Annotated in this window: 10 protein-coding genes and 3 pseudogenes; 6 read left to right on the top strand and 7 right to left on the bottom strand. The window is 68.4% G+C overall.

Annotated features, from left to right (window positions below; all coding sequences use genetic code 11):
• Window positions 1-1,789, top strand: a 1,789-nt coding sequence (locus tag IQ210_RS47565) for a DUF2637 domain-containing protein (RefSeq protein ID WP_228048938.1), incomplete at its 5' end; no start/stop codon positions are given.
• Here the strand turns inward: IQ210_RS47565 and IQ210_RS34860 are convergent.
• Both IQ210_RS34860 and IQ210_RS34855 read right to left on the bottom strand, forming a co-directional pair.
• On the bottom strand, window positions 1,780-2,004 hold the full coding sequence (locus IQ210_RS34860; RefSeq protein WP_322657385.1) for a hemerythrin domain-containing protein: 225 nt from the start codon (window positions 2,002-2,004) through the stop codon (window positions 1,780-1,782). The two genes, IQ210_RS47565 and IQ210_RS34860, sit on opposite strands and share 10 nt — an antisense overlap.
• Before the next feature lie 60 nt (window positions 2,005-2,064).
• Complete coding sequence (locus tag IQ210_RS34855) at window positions 2,065-3,312, bottom strand: nitrate/nitrite transporter (protein WP_194083173.1); 1,248 nt, start codon at window positions 3,310-3,312, stop codon at window positions 2,065-2,067.
• 1,072 nt (window positions 3,313-4,384) lie between these two features.
• On the opposite strand from IQ210_RS34855, the pseudogene IQ210_RS34850 reads away from it, so the two are divergent.
• Window positions 4,385-7,859 (top strand): annotated as a pseudogene (locus IQ210_RS34850) (nitrate reductase subunit alpha).
• Between the two features lies 1 nt (window position 7,860).
• Window positions 7,861-8,477, top strand: a pseudogene (locus tag IQ210_RS34845) (4Fe-4S dicluster domain-containing protein); the annotation flags it as partial.
• Window positions 8,478-8,740: 263 nt separating this feature from the next.
• On the opposite strand, the pseudogene IQ210_RS34840 reads toward IQ210_RS34845, so the two are convergent.
• Window positions 8,741-9,234, bottom strand: a pseudogene (locus IQ210_RS34840) (TSUP family transporter); the annotation flags it as partial.
• 234 nt (window positions 9,235-9,468) lie between these two features.
• Here IQ210_RS34840 and IQ210_RS34835 point away from each other — a divergent pair.
• The 3 genes from IQ210_RS34835 to IQ210_RS34825 all read left to right on the top strand — a co-directional run bounded on the left by IQ210_RS34835 (window position 9,469) and on the right by IQ210_RS34825 (window position 12,479).
• Window positions 9,469-10,281: a hypothetical protein gene (locus IQ210_RS34835; protein ID WP_194083172.1), complete on the top strand. Its 813-nt coding sequence runs from the start codon at window positions 9,469-9,471 to the stop codon at window positions 10,279-10,281.
• A 58-nt stretch (window positions 10,282-10,339) separates the two neighbouring features.
• Window positions 10,340-11,359, top strand: coding sequence for a hypothetical protein (locus tag IQ210_RS34830; RefSeq protein ID WP_194083171.1), 1,020 nt, complete (start codon window positions 10,340-10,342; stop codon window positions 11,357-11,359).
• A gap of 148 nt (window positions 11,360-11,507) precedes the next feature.
• Window positions 11,508-12,479, top strand: coding sequence for a LacI family DNA-binding transcriptional regulator (locus IQ210_RS34825; RefSeq protein WP_194083170.1), 972 nt, complete (start codon window positions 11,508-11,510; stop codon window positions 12,477-12,479).
• A 66-nt stretch (window positions 12,480-12,545) separates the two neighbouring features.
• Here IQ210_RS34825 and IQ210_RS34820 read toward each other — a convergent pair whose 3' ends face one another.
• The 4 genes from IQ210_RS34820 to IQ210_RS34805 all read right to left on the bottom strand — a co-directional run bounded on the left by IQ210_RS34820 (window position 12,546) and on the right by IQ210_RS34805 (window position 19,436).
• Window positions 12,546-15,002 carry an alpha-L-rhamnosidase gene (locus IQ210_RS34820; protein WP_194083169.1) on the bottom strand — a complete coding sequence of 819 codons (2,457 nt, stop codon included), beginning with the start codon at window positions 15,000-15,002 and terminating at the stop codon, window positions 12,546-12,548.
• Between the two features lie 579 nt (window positions 15,003-15,581).
• On the bottom strand, window positions 15,582-16,334 hold the full coding sequence (locus IQ210_RS34815) for a response regulator transcription factor (RefSeq protein ID WP_194083168.1): 753 nt from the start codon (window positions 16,332-16,334) through the stop codon (window positions 15,582-15,584).
• A complete protein-coding gene (locus tag IQ210_RS34810; RefSeq protein ID WP_194083167.1) occupies window positions 16,274-17,068 on the bottom strand; it encodes a LuxR C-terminal-related transcriptional regulator in 795 nt (264 codons plus the stop codon). The genes IQ210_RS34815 and IQ210_RS34810 overlap by 61 nt, the downstream gene beginning before the upstream one ends.
• Window positions 17,069-17,186: 118 nt before the next feature.
• Window positions 17,187-19,436 carry an MMPL family transporter gene (locus IQ210_RS34805; RefSeq protein WP_194083166.1) on the bottom strand — a complete coding sequence of 750 codons (2,250 nt, stop codon included), beginning with the start codon at window positions 19,434-19,436 and terminating at the stop codon, window positions 17,187-17,189.
• Window positions 19,437-19,559 lie beyond the last annotated feature (123 nt).

Below are 19,559 nucleotides of genomic sequence, written 5' to 3'. Positions count from 1 at the left end.
CTTCACGGGCTCCTACACCGCCGTCCGCGACCTCGCCACAGACAAGGGATTCGGTGGATTCGCCTACCTGTTCCCCATCGGTATCGACGCCGGCATCTGCGTCCTGCTCGCCCTCGACCTCCTCCTCACCCACCACCGCATCCCCCTGCCCCTGCTGCGCCACACCGCCTGGCTCCTCACCGCAGCGACCATCGCCTTCAACGCCGCCAGCGCCTGGCCCGACCCCCTCGCCACCGGCATGCACGCCGTCATCCCCCTGCTGTTCATCACCACCATCGAAGCCGCCCGCCACGCCACCGGCCGCCTCGCTAAGATCACCGCCGGCACCCACATGGACAGCATCCGCCCCGCCCGCTGGCTGTTGGCACCCTTGCCCACGTTCCTGCTGTGGCGGCGCATGAAACTGTGGGAACAACGCTCCTACACCCAAGCCCTCACCCTTGAGCAACAACGCCTGCTGTACCAGGCCCGGTTGAGGAGCCGCTACGGACGCACCTGGCGACACAAAGCCCCGATAGAAGCACTGCTCCCCCTCCGCCTCACCCGCTACGGCATCCCCCTCCCCCACACCCCACCTTCACCCACAAGCCTCGCACCCGCCACCGGCGACCCAGCAGCCGGCGTACAACCACGGCCTGCCCCAGCCGCTGCTTCCGAGGGCCGCCCACGGCCCCGCAACAACGCGTACGCCGAAACACGACTTGGACGAACCCAGCCCAGTCCCCCTCCACCGCTCATCACCCACGCGGTGATCCCCACCCACACGGTCCGCACCCAGAAGTCGCCCACCTCCAAGTCCCAGGCGGAGCAACTCCGGGCCATTTACGAGGCGTTCAGCACTCGCACCGCATCCACGCCCACATACTGGGCCGGGCGGGACCGGCAAGACCACCACATACCCGAACCCGGCAGAGACACCTCCACCGCCAACCACACGCCGGCAGCACCTGAGACCACCCACCGCAGCCCCGCGAGCTGCTCTGCCTCACTCAACGCGCCACACGCCATGCCGGCAGTCGAACCGGACCCACACGAGGAACAGGACCACGGCTCCGCAGCCCCACCTGAGCGCTACCACAACCTGGATTGCGTCCCTCCGGACACTGCGGTCCCCGCACCTCCGCATCCAGAAGACGACGCCGCGAGCGGGACGGGAGACCACCCAACAGCCAGCGGCTCCACCACGCACCACACGGCCACGGACTCCACCCCCGGCCGCCTCACCTCTCCCTGCCCTCCAACTTCCGCCGCCCCACCTCCAGCACAACCGCCCCTTGCCCACGGCCGCCGGAGACCGCTCACACCCTTACTGCTCACACCGGTTGACGGCACGCGAGCTGACGCCCCAACCGACGAACGCAATCTGCAGACCGGCAGTCGCAGCCTCAACTCACCGCACCGACCGCCCAGCAGCAGCCGTCTGACCCTGACCGACCGCTACTACCTGCAATGGATGAACTACCAGACCCAACACGGCACCGAGCCCACCCCCGAACAACTCTCCACGCACCTCGCCGCCCAAGGACTCCTCGGACGAGGGAACAAACCCATCAGCCCCTCAAACCTCCGCCGCCACTTTCTGAACTGGCGTATCTACAACCTCTGGATCACCCACCGCACACACCACGACACCCCATCCGCCGACGACATCTCCCGCCAGTGCATGGCACAACACATCACCGGCCAATACAACCGACCCATCACCCCCACCTACATCACCCAACACACCCCCGAATTCCAACGCCGCTGGCACACCCTCACCCACCACAACGCCCGAGGTCAGCCGTGAGATCGGCACTCCGCCTGGTAGAGCAACTGATCAAACTCGTCGGCCAGAGCGGGGAACAGGCCGTGCTCCTCGACTTCGGTGTGCGGGGCCAGGAGCGGAGTGATCAGCCGGGCCAGCTCCTCCATCCGGTCCCTGTCATCGCCACGCCGCGCGTCCCGCACCTGGCTGATGAGGGTCACGACCGCGTCGTGCTCCCGGGTGAGGTCATCGATCACGGGCAGGGACTGACATCCACAGAACTCGCACACGGGGCAGGACGCCCCTGTTCGGTCATCTCAGTCCGGCCGCGCGGCGGGCACGCAGCGGGTGAGGTGGCTGCGTACGCCGCTGCCCGTGAACGCCAGCACCGCGGCGGCCACCACGGCCAGCAGGAGCAAGCCGACGGCGTAGGAGCCGTAGGCGCCGTACAGCCCGCCCATGACCAGTGGCGGCACGAATCCGCCCAGGCCGCCGGCGGCTCCTACGACGCCGGTGACGGATCCGACCGTGCCGGCCGGGGCGAGCATGGCCACCAGGGCGAAGACCGCGCCGCTGCTGGCGCCAAGCGCACCGGCCATGACCAGGCAGGCGAGCGTGCCGAGCGGCATCAGCGGCGGGGCGAGCGACTGCACGAGCGCGCCAGCCAGCACTGCGGCGAGGGCGCCGCCCAGCACCCGCACCGGTCCTATGCGGTCCGACAGCCAGCCACCGATCGGCCGCATCGCCACCGCCAGCAGCACGAACCCGGCCATGCGGTTGGCCGCGTCCGCCTGCGACAGCCCGTAGCCGGTCTTGAGATAGGTGGGCAGGTACACGGAGAAGGCGACGTAGCCGCCGAAGGCCACGGCGTACAGGGCGGATGCCTGCCAGGTGATGGCCAGGTCGAACGTGGCTGCCAGGCGGCGGGTCAGCGGCTGGTCGGGCACCGTGCGACCGGGTGCGTCGCGCAGCAGCAGCGCGGCGATCACCGCGTATCCGGCCAGGACGGCGGCGGTGATCAGGAACGGGTTCGCCATGCCGTGCGCGTCCACGAGCTTGACGGTGGTCAGCGCGCTGATCGCGGTACCGCCCATGCCCGTGCCGAAGATCCCGATGGCCAGGCCTCGCCGTTCGGGTGGGAACCAGGCGTTGACGACCGGCACTCCGACGGTGAAGGCGGTGCCGCCGATGCCGAGGAAGAACCCGCCGGCCAGCAGCGCCCACAGCGGGGAGTGCCCGGCCAGGCCGAGGTAGAGGACCGGCACGATGGTGGCGGCGGAGACCAGCGGGAACATCACTCGTCCGCCGAACCGGTCGGTGAGCACCCCGACGGGGATACGGCCCAGCGAGCCGACCACTACCGGCACGGCCACCAGCAGCGACTGCTGGAAGGACGACAGCTCCAGGGTGTCCTTGAAGCGCGGGCCCAGCGGGCTGAGCAGCGCCCAGGCCCAGAAGTTGACGGCGAATCCGATGGTGGCCAGAGCCAGCATCAGCCAGGCTCTGCCTGGTACGGACGTCGCGGGTATCGGTGTGTCGTTGTGCTGCCTCGGTGGTCGGGGCATGTCGTCCTTCTCTCGCGTTCGCGGTGTCGGGCCGCCGGATCGCGGGTGCCGCAGGGAACGCACCCGACAAGGCCCCGCGCCCACTCTCCGCGCCAGGGTGCCCCGGCGGGGTGGGCCGTCTGTCCCCGACCGCCGGTCCCGACAGTCCCCCCAAAACAGGCCCACACATACCTGTCAGCGAGACGAGATGCAGGCCGCCCGGCCGGATGTCGACGGGTCCCGGCATGGAGGATGAGCCGATGTTCCAGGACGACGTCTTTCACGCACTCGACCGGCAGGAGTGACTGCGTCTGCCGGCCAAGGTGTCGGTCGGTCAACTTCTGTCTGAACACGGCTTCCGGGGGAGCTGGTCACCGGACGGAGGTCGTGGGCCGGCGATCACGAACAGTGGTGCAAGCCCCCGAAGTTGGCCACCGGGCACAGCCAATCCCCGGTGATATCGGTGCTCAGCTCAAAAGGGTCGCAGTGGGACACGGCCTGGGCATACCGCCCGGAGACACTCACGAGATCACCGCGGCCCCCGAACGGTGCCGGTCCGGCCACCTGACGACACGGCGGACGAAGCAGGCGGCCGGACAGCGACCGCAACGAGCGGTACAGCACCTACGCCGCGCCTGTTTGGGCCGGAGACGGGGGGATGAGCCGGTCCGAGGCGTGGCGCGATCGTCCGGGTACCTCCGGTTCGATTGCCACGATCAGGCAACGCCGACCGCGCCGGTCACCTCGGCCGACCGGCCCGGCACCGGGACCTTTAGGCCCTGTTGCCGCGGCCCGGACTGGGCCGGAGGGGCATCCGGCGGGGACCTGTGGACCCGGGCGCCGGATGGCGCAGGCCCTCTAGGTTCGCCGCATGGACAACGACAAGACAGCGCGTCCCCCGCATGGACGCGTCGCGGAGGGATAGCCGCTGGCCGCCCGCAGGCTTCTGACCCGTCGTGAGGTGTCGGCTGACGGACGCGCTGTCTTCGGCACCAACGACGGCAAGTGGGAGGGCTTCTACCGGGACCGCTGGGCGCACGACAAAGTGGTGCGCTCCACCCACGGGGTCAACTGCACCGGCTCCTGCTCGTGGATGGTGTACGTCAAGGACGGCATCATCACCTGGGAGCACCAGGCCACCGACTATCCGTCGATCGGCGCGGACTGCCCCGAGTACGAGCAGCGCGGCTGCCCGCGTGGCGCGTCGTTCTCCTGGTACACCTACTCGCCCAGCCGGGTCCGATACCCGTACGTGCGGGGCGAGTTGCTGAAGCTGTGGCGTGAGGCGCGGCGCAGGCTCGGCGACCCCGTGGCGGCCTGGGCCGAGATCACCGCCGACCCAGCGAAGGCACGTGCGTACAAGCGGGCCCGCGGCAAGGGCGGCCTGGTCCGCGCCGACTGGGACGAGGTCAGCGAACTGGTCGCCGCCGCACAGGTGCACACGATCATGGCATACGGTCCGGACCGCGTCGCCGGCTTCTCCCCGATCCCGGCGATGTCCATGGCCTCCTTCGCGGCCGGCGCCCGCTTCCACTCGCTGATCGGCGGGACGCTGCTGTCGTTCTACGACTGGTACGCGGACCTGCCGATCGCCTCGCCGCAGGTCTTCGGCGACCAGACCGATGTCCCCGAGGCAGCGGACTGGTGGAACGCGGGCTATCTGATCATGTGGGGGTCCAACATCCCCGTCACCCGCACCCCGGACGCGCATTTCCTCACCGAGACCCGGTACAACGGCACCAAGGTCGTCGCGGTCAGCCCCGACTACGCGGACAACGTCAAGCACGCCGACGAGTGGCTCGCCCCGCACCCGGGCACGGACGGGGCGCTGGCGATGGCCATGGGACACGTCATCCTGCGCGAATTCCTGGTCGAGCGTGAAGTGCCGTACTTCCAGGACTACCTGCGCAAGTTCACCGACGCCCCGTTCCTCGTCAGTTTGCGCGAGCACGACCGTGGGCTCGTCCCCGACGGGTTCCTGACGGAAGCCGACCTCGGCCATGACACCGAGCACGCCGAGTCCAAGACCGTCCTGCTCGACTCGGCCACAGGGGAGCCGGTCGAGCCCAACGGCTCGCTCGGCTTCCGCTGGGGGGAAGCCGGGCAGGGTCGCTGGAACCTCGATCTGGGCGACACCGTGCCCGAGTTGAGCCTGCTCGAGAGCCGAAGACAGGGTACGGGTGGCGTTGCCGCGCTTCGACGAGGGCTCCACCGAGGGCGGCTCGACGATGGTCCGCGGGGTGCCGGTGCGCAGGATCGGCGGACGGCTCGTCACGACCGTGTTCGACCTGATGCTCGCCCAGTACGGGGTGGCCCGGCCCGGTCTGCCGGGTGTCTGGCCGCGCGCCTACGACGACCCGTCGCAGCCGTACACCCCCGCATGGCAGGAGACGATCACCTCCGTGCCGGCCGAGCAGGCGGCCCGGATCGCCCGGGAGTTCGCCCGCAACGCCGAGCGCACCCAGGGCCGTTCGATGATCGCCCTCGGTGCCGGCACCAACCACTGGTTCCACTCCGACGCCATCTACCGCGCCTTCCTGGCGCTGACCACCATGACCGGCCGCCAGGGCGTCAACGGCGGCGGCTGGGCGCACTACGTCGGCCAGGAGAAGGTCCGCCCGGTGACCGGGCAGCAGCACCTGTCGTTCGCATTCGACTGGCAGCGGCCCACCCGGCACATGGCGGGCACCTCGTACTGGTACCTGAATTCCGACCAGTGGCGCTATGAGACCTTCGGCCCCGAAGAGCTGGCCTCCTCGCTCGGCAAGGGGCGCTTCACGGGCAAGGGGTTCGCCGACTGCCTCGCACAGGCCGTGCGACTGGGCTGGACCCCCGGCCACCCCGGCTTCAACCGCAACCCGCTGGACCTGACGGACGAAGCTCAGGCCCAGGGAAAGCAGGTCGCCGACCACATCGTCGACGAGCTCAAGTCGAAACGGCTGCGGTTCGCCGCCGAGGACCCTGACGACCCAGCCAACTTCCCCCGCGTGCTGACCGTTTGGCGGGCGAACCTGCTCGGCTCCTCCGGAAAGGGCAACGAGTACTTCCTGCGCCACCTGCTGGGCACGGACGCGGCGGTCCGCTCCGAGGAGACCCCGCCCGAGCACCGGCCGAAGGACGTGGTGTGGCGGGAGGAGGCGCCCGAGGGCAAGCTCGACCTGCTGGTCTGCATGGACTTCCGGATGACGTCCACCGGGCTGATGGCCGACGTGGTCCTGCCGGCCGCGACCTGGTACGAGAAGGACGACCTGTCGTCGACCGACATGCATCCCTTCGTGCACGCCTTCACCCCGGCCATCGCCCCGCCGTGGCAGGCCCGCACCGACTACGACACGTTCCTGACCATCGCCGACAGGTTCAGCGAGCTGGCCGCCGAGCACCTGGGCACCCGCACTGACGTCCTGGCCGTGCCGCTGCTGCACGACACTCCTGACGAACTCGCCCAGCCAGGCGGTGTCGTACGGGGCTGGAAGACCGGCGAGTGCGAGCCGATCCCGGGGCGGACCATGCCCAAGCTGGTCACCATCGAGCGCGACTACGCGGCGATCGCGCAGAAGATGCGTGCCGTCGGCCCGCTGCTCGACTCCTTGGGCACCACCACCAAGGGCGTGACCGTCCACCCCGATCAGGAGATCGAGGAACTGCGCCACCGCAACGGCACCGTCCGTGACGGAGTCGCCGTCGGCCGTCCCTCACTGGCCACCGCTTCCGACATGTGCGAGGCGATCCTCGCTCTGTCCGGCACCACCAACGGCCGCCTCGCCGCCGAGGGTTTCCGGGAGTTGGAGCGGCAGACCGGCAGCGAGGGCCTGGTGGACCTCGCCTCCGAACGCGAGGCCGAGCGGATCACCTTCGCCGACACCCGCACCCAGCCGCGGTCGGTGATGACGTCGTACGAGTGGTCGGGCTCGGAGACGGGTGGTCGCCGCTACTCACCGTTCGTCATCAGCACCGAGCACAAGAAGCCCTGGCACACCCTCACCGGCCGCCAGCACTTCTTCGTCCAGCACGACTGGATGGCCGAACTCGGCGAGCAACTTCCCGTCTACCGGCCCCCGTTGAACACGCCTCGGCACTACGGCGATGAGCAACTGCACGAGGGCGGCCGCGCCGAGGTCACCGTCCGCTATCTGACCCCGCACTCGAAGTGGTCCATCCACTCGAACTACCAGGACAACAAGTACATGCTCGACCTGTCCCGCGGCGGCCCCACGATCTGGATGTCCACGCAAGACGCCGAGAAGATCGGTGTGAAGGACAACGAGTGGATCGAGGCGTACAACCGCAACGGCGTCGTCGCCGCCCGGGCAGTCGTCACGCACCGCATGCCTGAGGGCACCGTGTACATGCACCACGCCCAGGACCGCAACGTGAACGTGCCCAGGACCGAGGTCAGCGGCAAGCGCGGGGGCATCCACAACTCGCTCACCAGGCTGCTGCTCAAGCCCACCCATCTCGCGGGCGGCTACGCGCAGTTCACCTACGCCTTCAACTACTACGGCCCGACCGGAAACCAGCGCGACGAGGTCACCGTCATCCGCCGCCGCAGCCAGCAAGTGGAGTACTGACATGAGGGTCATGGCCCAGATCGCGATGGTGATGAACCTCGACAAGTGCATCGGCTGCCACACCTGCTCGGTCACCTGCAAGCAGACGTGGACCAACCGCACCGGCGTCGAGTACGCCTGGTTCAACAACGTCGAGACCAAGCCCGGCGTCGGCTACCCCCGCCGCTACGAGGACCAGGAGCAGTGGAAGGGCGGCTGGATGCTCGACAGGCGCGGACGCCTCGTCCTGCGCTCCGGTGGTCGCGTCAAGCGGCTGCTGTCGCTGTTCTCCAATCCGGACCTGCCGTCCATCGAGGACTACTACGAGCCGCTACGACTACGACAACCTCGTCAACGCCCCCGCCCAGAAGGACATCCCGGTCGCCCGCCCCCGCTCGGTCGGTCCTCACCGGAACTCCCACGGCCATCACCTGGGGCGCCAACTGGGAGGACGGCCTGGGCGGAGCACCCGAGAACGCCGGCGCCGACCCCAACCTGTCCGGGGCCTGGGCACAGAAGGTGAAGTTCGAGTTCGAGCAGACATTCCTCTTCCACCTGCCCCGTCTGTGCGAGCACTGCCTCAACCCGGCCTGCGTGTCGGCCTGTCCGTCGGGCGCAATGTACAAGCGGGCCGAGGATTTCCGCGATGCTCGGTGCTCACGAGGAAATCGTGGACGATTTGACGAGTCGCCATTGAGCGCAGGCGGCGGAACCGGGAACGCATGCTCGCGGAACATTGGGTTCATTCACAAAGGGTCTACTGACGGCGCTCACATTTGGCGGGTCCCGCAACCAACCCATCAAATTTCGCCACGCTGAACAATGGGGTCACCGAGATTTACCGCACACCATCGGTATTTTGATAGCCAGTTGTTTCGGTGGGCGAAGGTTGCCCAAGTGGTTCAGCGCAGTACGTTGAATGCGTAGAGAATGACGAGGGCCGCAGCCAGGTTGCCGAGGAGAAGGCGGAGGAGGGTCTCGGGGAGGCCCGGCTGGAGGCGGGCGCCGAGGAGGCTGCCCAGGCCGCAGGCGAGACCGAGGTACCAGCAGGCGCGATGCCGCCGGCGTGGGCCAGAGACAGCAGGGCGTACACGGAGGCGCCGACCAGCGAGGTGACAAAGGTGGATGAGAGAGCAGTCGGGACGACCTTGGCGACCGGGACTCCGCGGCCGACGAGCACGGGACTGAGGATGGAGCCGCCGCCGATGCCGTAGACGCCGCCCACCACGCCGACAACGAACGCCAGGGTGGTGGTCGTGCGGGGTGCGGGTTCCGCCCGTCGGTTGTCCCGGCGTGTGGGAGACCGGGTCCGGACGACGAGCCAGATGCCGAGCGACAACATCTGCGCACTCGATAGGACCCCCGAAAGGCCCGGCCTGATCCGTGTCGGCCCTGGGGTCGGCGCGAGATCACGGAGAGCGCAGCGCCGCCTCCGGTATTGACATCACGCATCACGGAAGTTGGCGCGTCTTCCTGAAAACGACCGCACCGGGCCGCGGGAAGACGTGACCCGAGTATCAAGGCAGCCTGCCTCTATCACCAACTGGGCGCCCCGACCTGCGTCCTTGACGAATCACCGGCTCACGTAAATGCCGCGCATCACCATGAGCAACACCCATAACCTGAAGATGTGACAATCACGACCGAGGAAGATCAATTCCTCCGGCGGATCCTGTCCTTGCTGGACAGCGCCCGACCGTACGAAAGCCTCACCCAGACCGACTCCAAACAGTGGCAGGTCCAGCCGGGCAGCGCCCTCGCCGCGGACGATGCCAAGACAGACCCGTACCAGATCTCCCACAACGCCTGGAACGCGCTGAGCGTGGCTGTGGACCACCTCCACTGCTTCCGCTCGACCTTCGCGGGCGACCCGCAGGGCAACTCGGTGTCCATCACGCTCCACACGCACGGGCAGTACTCACTACTGCGTGGCGCCATCGAGAACAGCGCCCGAGCAGTATGGATGCTGGGGCCGGCCCTGCGCCTGGTACGCGTCCAGCGGCGACTGTGCCTACAGGCCGGCGAGCACAAGAAGTCCGACCGCATGACCGCGCTCCTGCAACAGCAGCCCAAGCGATCGCCAGCCGTACGGATGCAGCAGCTGACGGACCTCGTCGTCAACGCGGGGACGGACCCGGCCGCCGCGAAGAGCGCCCTGAAGCCCGCCACGTACTCGGAGATCGTGCGTGAAGCAGGCACCTTCACCCCCATGGGCGCCGACCAGGCGGAGGCCGTGTGGAGCGGTTGCAGTTCACTGGCTCACGGCGACGTCTACGGCACCCTCAGCATCCTGGAGCGCAGCGTCGTCGCCACCCAGGGCCGCGTGAATCTCACACAGCTCACGAGCTCCCCAAAGGTGTTGTTCTGGGCCACGGATCGCACCGTCACGATGCTTCAGCGAGGCTTCGAGCTCTTCAAGGAACGCGCCACCTGCCACCGCTGACCCGCGAACTCCCCGTCGAACAGGCGGCGATGTCAGTGCCGAGGAGAACAATCAACTCATGCGCAACAACCGAAGGATCAGAATGGCCGACGGCGTGGAGCTGGTCGACCACCAGAACGACTCGTTCAAGATGCAGATCAGCATCCCTTTGGATGACAACGGGTTCCTTGGCCGCCAGTGCCCGGAATGCGCGTTGATCTTCCGCATGGATGCCCAGCAGTACAAGGCGCTGCCTGAGGACCTGACCCTCTGGTGCGTCTACTGCGGACACCATGCGGAGCACTCGGAGTTCATCACCGAGCAGCAGCGCGAGCGCGTCATGCAAGCCGCAGGCGACTACGCCATGCAGAGGGTCAGCCACGAGTTGGACAAGATGTTCAGCGACGTTGCCCGCAGGTCGCGAGGCGGCAGCATCTCCTTTTCATACAAGTCGCGGCCCTTCTCTCCCCGCCCTCTGCCAGGGATCGACGAAGAGCAACTGATCCGCGTCCGCACATGCGCGGGTTGCCACATCCAGTACGCCGTCTTCGGGGAGCACCGATACTGCCCCGTGTGCGGTCAGCTCCCAGCCGCATCGGTAGCCTTCGACGCGCTCCTGGCCGACGCCGCCCGTCTGGACGCACTGGAAGCTCTTTCCCCTGAAGTGAAAGCCCCGCTTCGCGAGCAGGGAGTCCTCACACGCAACTGGGTCGACACCGTCGAGAACGTGGTGGGAACCGTGGAGGCCCTGGCATCCGCGCTTTTCCAAGCGACCGTGCCGAACGCGACTGCTCTGCTGAACGGCAAAGGAGCGATCTTCCAACGCCTCGACCCCATGGCCGACCTGATCCTCACCGCCGGCTACCCCGACGTGCGCTCCGCCCTCGGCCCGCAGACATGGCAGCGCCTCCTCGAAACCTGGGCTGCCCGGCACGTCTTCACCCACAACGACGGCATCGTGGACGAGAAGTACCTGACCCGTGTACCCGGATCCTCCGCGCGCATCGGCCAGCGCCTGGTGCTCACCGAGGGCATGTGCCGCCAGGCTCTGGACGACGCCAAGAGCCTGTGCGAGAAGCTCATCGACGTACTGCGCTAGGTGTACTCGGCCGGGAGATTGGTGTCACGCTTGCCGCAGCGCGGGATGGACCCGGCTCACCGCGTTGAGCAGCGCATACCCTGGCCGGAGTCGAGGAACAGGGGCTGGTCGAGTGGGTGCCGGGGTACGCCGTCCGACGATTCGGGACGTGGCGAAGCTCAGCGGGGTCTCCGTGGCCACGGTTAGTTATGTGCTGAACGGCAAGGAGTCCCAGACGATCAGTGAGGAGACGAAGCGGCGCGTGGCCGCAGCAGTCTCCGAACTCGGGTACGTGCGCAACCCTGTGGGTACTGCTCTGCGCCGCGGGCATTCGAACGTCGTCCTGGTGGTTCTCGACCCGACCTTCGTGGGCGATGTCAGCGAGCGCTGGAACGGTGCGGTCGTCGGCGCCTTGTCCGCCCTCGGCTACACCGTCGTCACGCACACGCTGCTGCAGGAGGTGGAGGCGGTGAAGGTAGTCGCGGCGTTGCAGCCTGTCGGTGTCGCGTTGTTCGCCTTCGTGACCGTGCGGACCTGTGAGGAGATACGTGCCGCCGGAGTCCGGCATGTCTTCGGCTTCCCCGCCGTCGAGGGCGATCCGGAGGCGGCGGACCGGCCCTGGGAACGGTCGATCGGCCGCGCCCAGGCGGCGCACCTGGCAGAACGCGGTTTCGAAAGGATCCGGTACGCGTTTCCTGAACCTTCGAGCCGACGCGTGGTGGCTGAGCAGCGACTCCAGGGTGTACGAGAGGAATGCGAGCGGCGCGGGATGCCGCAGCCGGAGGTGTTCACTCTGCCACTCGACCGCCCGCGGGCAGTGACGGCCCTGTCGGCGCTCGGCAGGCTGCCGAGCTCGGCGATCTGTGCGGCCGACGACCGCCATGGACTGGCCGTACTGGCCGCAGCCTCGGATCTCGGCTGGCGGGTCCCGTCGGATGTGGCGGTCATCGGCGCCGAGGACACCGTGGAGGGCCGCCTGGCGCTGCCCGCGCTCACAACGGCGCGCTTGGTCGATTCCGACCGTCTCGACGGTGTGCGCGTCTGGCTGGAGGCGGAGCTGAACGGTCGGCGGACACCGCTCGGCCGCACGATCTGGGAGAGTGCGGCTTCGGCTGAGGTCGTCGTCCGTCGGTCCACCTGAACCGGCCGACCGCTCATCGGGCCCCGAGCCCGCCTGCCAGGGCGAACTCGGGTGCCCGATGCCTGGTCAGGACACGTGGAAGACGTGTGTCCCGGCCCCCACGTTGTAGGCAACGTAATCGTCCTTCCGCTCCGCGCGGGTCGCGCCCCGGCCCGCGGTGACCCCCCGTGCTCCGTCCGTGAGCGGGACCCGGACCTCGGCCGGTGTCCCCGCGGGCACCGTCACGGTGAGGGTCAGTCGTCCGTTCTGCCTGCGCCAGCAGGAGCTGACCTCGCCGCGCGGGGTCGTCACCTGGGCTGAGGCATACCGCAGGTCGTCCGGCACGACCGGCGCGACAAGCAGCTTGGCGTAGCCGGGAGCAGCCGCCTGGATGCCCGCCAGGTGCTGGTAGAACCAGTCGTCCACGGTGCCCAGGAAGGGGTGGTTCATCGAGAAGTCCTTCTTGGTCATGGACCAGGTCTCCCACGAGGTGGTGGCACCCTGCTTCACCCAGTAGCCCCAGCTGGGGTAGTCCGTCTGAGCGGCGATCTTGTAGGCCAGGTCGGCGCGGCCGTTCTCCGTCAGGACAGGGAGCAGCAGCTTGGTGCCGATGGCCCCGGTGTTCAGGTGATCGCCCCGGTCGGTGATGTCCTTGACGAGGTTGGCGAAGACCTTGTCCCGGTGTTCGTCGGGTACCAGCCCGTACGCCAGAGCCACCAGGTTGGAGGTCTGGCGGTATCCGGCTTCCACGGGGGTGTGGTAAACGCCCGTGTCGGCGTCGAGGAACTTCTCGTTGAACTTCTCGGCCAGGGCGTCGGCCATGGTGTCGAACCGCGCGGCGTCGCCGGAGTGACCCAGTTCCCTCGCGATGAGGGCCAGGAGACGGGCCTCGTGGTAAAGATCCGCGTTGGCAGTCAGCAGGGAGCCCTCCGGCGGCCTGAGGGCCACGGTGGTGGCGTTCTCCGCGCCGGGCGGTGACCAGTCTCCGAAGGAGAAACCGGTGTACAGGCCGTTCGTCCCGGCGATGGTGGTGCGCATCAGGTCGAGCCAGCGCGCCATGGCGGGGTAATTGTCGGAGAGCACCCCGGTGGCGCCGTAGTGCTGGTAGTGGGTCCAGGTGGAGGAGATCAGCGTGCCCGACCAGGACGGGTCGTTCCACAGGGGGAAGCCGCCGGGGTTCGGAGCGATCACCGGCAGGGCGCCATCGGCCCGCTGGGATTCCCGGAACGTCCGCAACCACTGGCGGTACAGGCCCTCGACGTCGAAATTGAGGGCCGCCGAGTCCAGGTAGAGGTAGGCATCGGCGGTCCAGCCCTGCCGGTCCCGCCAGGGTGTATCGCTGGGAATGCCCCACATGTTGTCCAGCAGGGACGCACGCTGATTGGCGTTGATTCTGTTCAGCACCGGGTTGGCGCAGTCGAAGCGGCCGGTCGACGCCACCGCGGTGTGCGCGACGCGGGCCTCGATCTCGAACGAGGTCAGAGGTGCCGAGGTGGAGACCTCGACATAGCGGAACCCGTGCCGGGTGAAGCTGGGTTCCCACGTCTGAACTCCCTTGCCGCCCAGGGTGTAGGAATCCAGGTGACTGACGTCGGCGGGACCGAGCATGCCCGACTGGAACACGGTGCCGTCGTCGTTGAGCTGCTCACCGTAGATGAGGGTCACCGTCGTTCCGGCCGTCCCGCTGACCTTGATGCGGGCCCAGCCGGCCGTGGTCCGGCCGAAGTCGTAGACCTGGGTGCCGGTCTTCAGCTTCGTGGAACCGACGGGGTCGAAGGTGTCGGTGACCTTGACCGGGGGCATGTCGGCGGGCACCACCTGCTTGGTGGGGGCCGGCTGCACCTGCGCGTCCTCCCACCCTGAGTCGTCGTAGTCGGCGTTCGTCCAGCCGGGTCTGGCCCGGCGGGCATCGTAGTGTTCACCGAAGTACAGCGCGTCGAGCGTGGGCCCGTCGGTGATCTTCCACGTGTCGTCGCTGACGACCCGGCGTCTGGTGCCGTCGCTAAAGACGATGTCTAGTTGCGCCAGCAGTCGGGGCTCTTGTGTCCAGGGGGCCTTGGACAGGCCGAATATCGTGGTCGGAGTGGTCGCCGGGGTGCTGAGGTAGCCGCGGCCCAAGGTGACGGCAAGGGCGTTGTCCCCGCTGCGCAGCGCCTTCGTGACGTCGAACGTGCGCGAGTACGCGGTCTGGTCGTACGCCGACGGCGGCGGGTCCAGGACCTGATCACCGACGCGGTGGCCGTTGATCCACGCCTCGTAGTAGCCCAGTCCGACGATGCTGAACTCCGCCCGTACGACGCGCTTGCCCAGTGCGAACTTGCGGCGCAGCAGCGGCGCGGGGTTCTGCCTGCCCAGCTCGGGCGCCACGGGCGGAGTGTCCCGCCCGATCCACTGCGCCGTCCAGCCGTCCCCGGTGCCGGCGGCCGTGGCCGACGGGGCACCGGAAAGCGCGGCGCTGCGCGCCGGGGTCATCATGCCGAGCACCACGGCCGCAGCAGCGGAACCCACCACCTGACGACGCGTGGCCGACCTGTTGAGAGGCATGCCGTTCCCTCCTTGTCAGTGAACCTGTCAGGCAGGTCTGCGGGCGGCACACATGCCGGAGGCATCCGCAGCACTCCGCCGGTTTGGAACGTTTCGGCGCACGCTAGTGAGAGGGCACGATTCGAGTCAATGGGGTTACTTAAACGTTTCGGACTGCTTTAATGTCGCCACATGGACACTGATGACTAGCTCGTCCACCGACTCTGACGCCAATCACACGCTCACAGACCTGCAGGTAATGAATCGATTCACACAGGCGCTCCCGTTCACCTGAGCTGATCGGCGCCACCTCCGAAGGAGCCGGACGTGAATGCACGAAAGGCTGGTCGAGTCGCACGACATGGTGCGTTCCACGGGCGGGGTCTCATGACGAACGAGGGGAAGATCGAAATCGGCATGCCTCCGGCGACCGCTACCACGTCGAGGTTGCGGACGCGCTGAGCGCGTGTCAGTGCGTCCGCCCCGCAACGACACTGAAGGTGGCAGTTGTCGGGAGCATCCCAGTCGGAGCGTCTCCTCGAAGGAACACCGCGACTTGAGTTATGGCCCATGTCCTGCACTGCTCCAGCATCGACCCAGTCAGGACACGGAGGGGTGCGTGACCGTACCGGGGGCGGCCATCAGGCGGAAGCCGACGCCGCGTACGGCCTGGATGGTCAGGGCGTCACCGAACTTGTGCCGCAGGGAATAGATATGGGTGTCGAGGGTCTTGGTCGGGCCGAACCAGTTGGCGTCCCACACGGCGGCCATGATGCTCTCACGCGTCACGAGCACTTCCGGCCGCTCCGCGAGAAAGGCGAGCAGGGCGAACTCCCTTGGCGTCAGGGCAACTTCGGTACCGTCCAGGAAGGCGCGGTGGGCCTGACGGTCGATGACCACCCGGCCGTGCCGGTCGCCTGTCCGTCCGGGCGTGGGCAGAGCGATCACCACGCCGGGGCTGCCGGGTTCGAAGGGTTCCGGCGCGGGCGGCGGGGTGCTCGCGCGGCGGCGTTGCACCGCGCGCATCCGGGCGATCAACTCCCGTACCAGGAAGGGCTTGACGAGGTAGTCGTCGGCGCCGAGTTCGAGGCCGACGACCTTATCGGTCTCGCTGTCGCGTGCGCTGATCATGATGAGGGAGACGTCGTCGCCGACGGCGCGCAGTCGCCTGCAGACATCTAGGCCGTCGATGTCGGGCAGGCCCAGGTCGAGCAGGACCATGTCCCAGGTGGTCCCGGCGCGCAGGGCATCCCGTCCAGTGGCGGCCCGGCGCACGGTGTGGCCGTAGCGCTTCAGGCCGCGTTCCAGCGGGTCGGCGATGGCGGGGTCGTCCTCGACGAGAAGTACGCGCATGTCGGTTCCTCACGATGCGTCATTCGGTGGGGGGTTGAGCCGGAGGGGCGGTCGGCAGAGGTGGTTCGGGGAGGCCGTACGAGTCCGGATTCGTAGGCGAAGATCACCGCCTGGACGCGGGCGCGGGCTCCGATCTTGGTGAGGATGCTGCTCACATGGGACTTGACCGTGGTCGGCGCGATGCACAACTGCGCGGCGATCTCGGTGTTGGAGTGTCCGGCGGCGACGGCGGCCAGGACGTCGCGTTCGCGTTCGGTGAGGTCCTCCAGTCGTCCTTTCGGCTCCAGGGCCTCGGGGCGCGGGCCGCAGCGGACGGCGTGGATGAGAGCGCGGGCCAGGCCCGGGGGGACGACGACGTCCCCGGCGGCCACGGTGGAGAGGGCCGAGATCACTTCGTCTGGGGCGACCGTGGCGGGCAGGTAGCCGTCGGCTCCGGCGCGCAGGACGTCGTAGGCGTGTTCCTCGCCGTGCGCCGAGCTCAGGACAAGGACGCGCGGCGGCCCTGAGTCAACGACGCGGGTCAGTCTGAGGCGGCGGACGGTCGTGATGACCTCGGGGGCGGGCAGGCCGCTGCCCAGCAAGACGACCTGCGGGCGCAGTACGTCGTGCAGACGGGCCGTCTCGGCGCCGCTGTCCGCCTCGCCGACAACGGTCAGGCCGGGATGTGAGGTGAGGAGGGTGCGCAGGCTGAGGCGGTGCAGGGCGTGGGGGTCGGCGATGAGGACGGTGATCATGCCGGACGTCTCCAGTGGGGGGTGTGGGCGTCCACGGGGTGATGAGAAGGGTGCGAGTCCGGTCGGGCCCCAGGCACGGGCGGGTCGCCACCACGTGCCCGGGGCCTCGGTGCGGGGATCAGACGCGTGCGGGTTGCCGGTGTTCGTCGCTCTCCGGTCCCGAACCCGGGTCGGATGCGGGGGACGTGGCGAGCTTGGTGCCCTCGACGTCCACGTTCGGCAGGAGCTTGTCGAGCCAGGCAGGCAGCCACCAGGCGGATTTGCCGAGCAGGGCCAGGACGGCCGGGACGATGGCCATGCGCACGACGAAGGCGTCGAAGAGCACGGCGACGGCGAGGCCGAAGCCGATGGTCTTGATCATGGCCCCGGCCGCGCCGATGAAACCGGAGAAGACGGCGATCATGATGACGGCGGCGGCGGTGACCACACGTCCTCCGTCGCGGAAGCCGGTCAGGATGGCCTGCCCGGGGCCTTCGCCGTGGACATACGCCTCCCGCATCCGGGTGACCAGGAAGACCTCATAGTCCATGGCGAGCCCGAAGACGATGCCAACCATGAAGATCGGCATCAGGCTCATGATGGGCCCGGTCTCCTCCAGGCCGATCGCGCTCGCGAGCCAGCCCCACTGGAAGACCGCGACGACCGCGCCGAGGGCGGCGAGCACCGAGAGCAGGAAGCCCAGGGCGGCCTTGAGTGGAACCAGCACGGAGCGGAAGACGGCCATAAGGAGCAGGAAGGCGAGTCCGACGACGAGGGCCAGGTAGGGGATGAGGGAGTCGTTGACCTTCTGGGAGAAGTCGACGTTCACCGCGGTCTGGCCGGTAACCAGCAGCTTCGCGCCGGTGTCCTTCTCGATGGCGGTGCCGGCGTCACGGATGTGCTCGACCAGCTTCTCGGTGGCCTCGGAGGCGGGCTTGGACGACGGGATGGTGGTGATGATCGCGGTGTTGCCGGCCTGGTTGAAGCGGGCCGGCGCCACGGCGGCCACGTCGTCGAGCTTGCCGATCCTGGAGACCACCTCTCCGGCGGCCGTCTTCGGGTCGTCGCTCTGGGCGGCGTCGACCACGACGACGAGGGGGCCGTTGAAGCCGACACCGAAGCCCTCGGAGAGAAGGTCGTAGGCGCGGCGTTGGGTGGTGTCGGTGGGCTGGGCGCCGTCGTCGGGCAGGCCGAGGGTCATGGAGGCCGACGGAATGGCGATCACACCGAGGCCAACCACACCCGCCAGCAGGACGGCGACGGGGCGGCGCAGCACGAACTGCGCCCAGCGCACACCCATCGGGGACTTGGCCGTTCCCGTGGCCTCCATGTCGCCTGCGCCACCCCTGACCTTGCCGGTCTTCTTACCGGCCTTGCGCTGGGACAGCACCCTGTCTCCGGCGAAGCCGAGCATGGCGGGGACCAGAGTGATGGCGATGACCACCGCGATGGTGACCGCTCCGGCGGCAGCCATACCCATCTTGGTCAACATCGGGATGTTGACGACGGCCAGCCCGGCCAGCGCGATGACCACGGTCAGACCCGCGAAGACCACCGCGGAGCCCGCGGTGCCCGCGGCGCGGGCGGCCGCCTCCTGCTTCGGATGCCCCTCGGCGAGTTCGGACCGGTAGCGGGAGACGATGAACAACGCGTAGTCGATACCGACCGCAAGCCCCAGCATCAGCGCCAACACCCCGGCGTTGTCGCCCAGTTCGAGAGGCGAGTTCAGCGCGGCGAGGGTGAGGAAGCCGATGCCGACGCCGATCAGCGCGGTGAGCAGGGACAGCCCGGCGGCCACCAGGGAGCCGAAGGTGATCACCAGGACGACCGCCGCGACGATCACGCCGATGACCTCGGCGGCCGCCCCGTGGGACGCGACCTTGACGGCGTTTCCACCGGCCTCCACGGTCAGCCCTGACGCGCGGGCCTTCTCGACGGTCTTATCGAGCGCGTCGTGGGAGTCGGAGTCCACCTCGGCCGCGGTCACCTTGTAGGTGACGGAGATGTAGGCCGTCGAGCCGTCCTTGCTGACGGCCCCGGCGGTGTAGGGATCGACCACGGAGGCGACCTGGTCGGAGCCGCTCGTGATCTCCTTGGTCACCTTCTGCACCTCGGCCTTGTTGGCCGACGTGGTCATGGTCTGCCCCTCGGGGGCCTTGAAGACGATCCGCGCGGTGGCGCCGTCCGAACTGGAGCCGGGGAACCGCTCGTCGAGCAGGTCGAACGCCTTCTGGGACTCCGCCCCGGGCAGCGTGAAGGGCAGCGCCTTCGTGGCCGGCGCGCTCAGGGCGGCGATGATCGCCGCGCCCAGCAGGGCGAGCCAGACGAAGAGGACGAGATGGCGTCGCCGGAAACTGGAACGCCCGAGTCTGTACAGGAATGTGGCCATGGTGGTGCTCTCTCGGTCAGGTCGTTGGGAACGCCGTCAGGGCATGAGGGCGTGCGGGGGTGGCCCGACGACGTGAGCGGTGCGCGTCAGGTGGGGGGGCTCAGCTGTGCAGGGACACAGCGG

This window comes from Streptomyces justiciae (assembly GCF_015163075.1).
GTDB lineage: Bacteria > Actinomycetota > Actinomycetes > Streptomycetales > Streptomycetaceae > Streptomyces > Streptomyces justiciae.
Note: the sequence above shows the minus strand (reverse complement) of the source record. Positions and strands in the feature narration are given on the sequence as shown.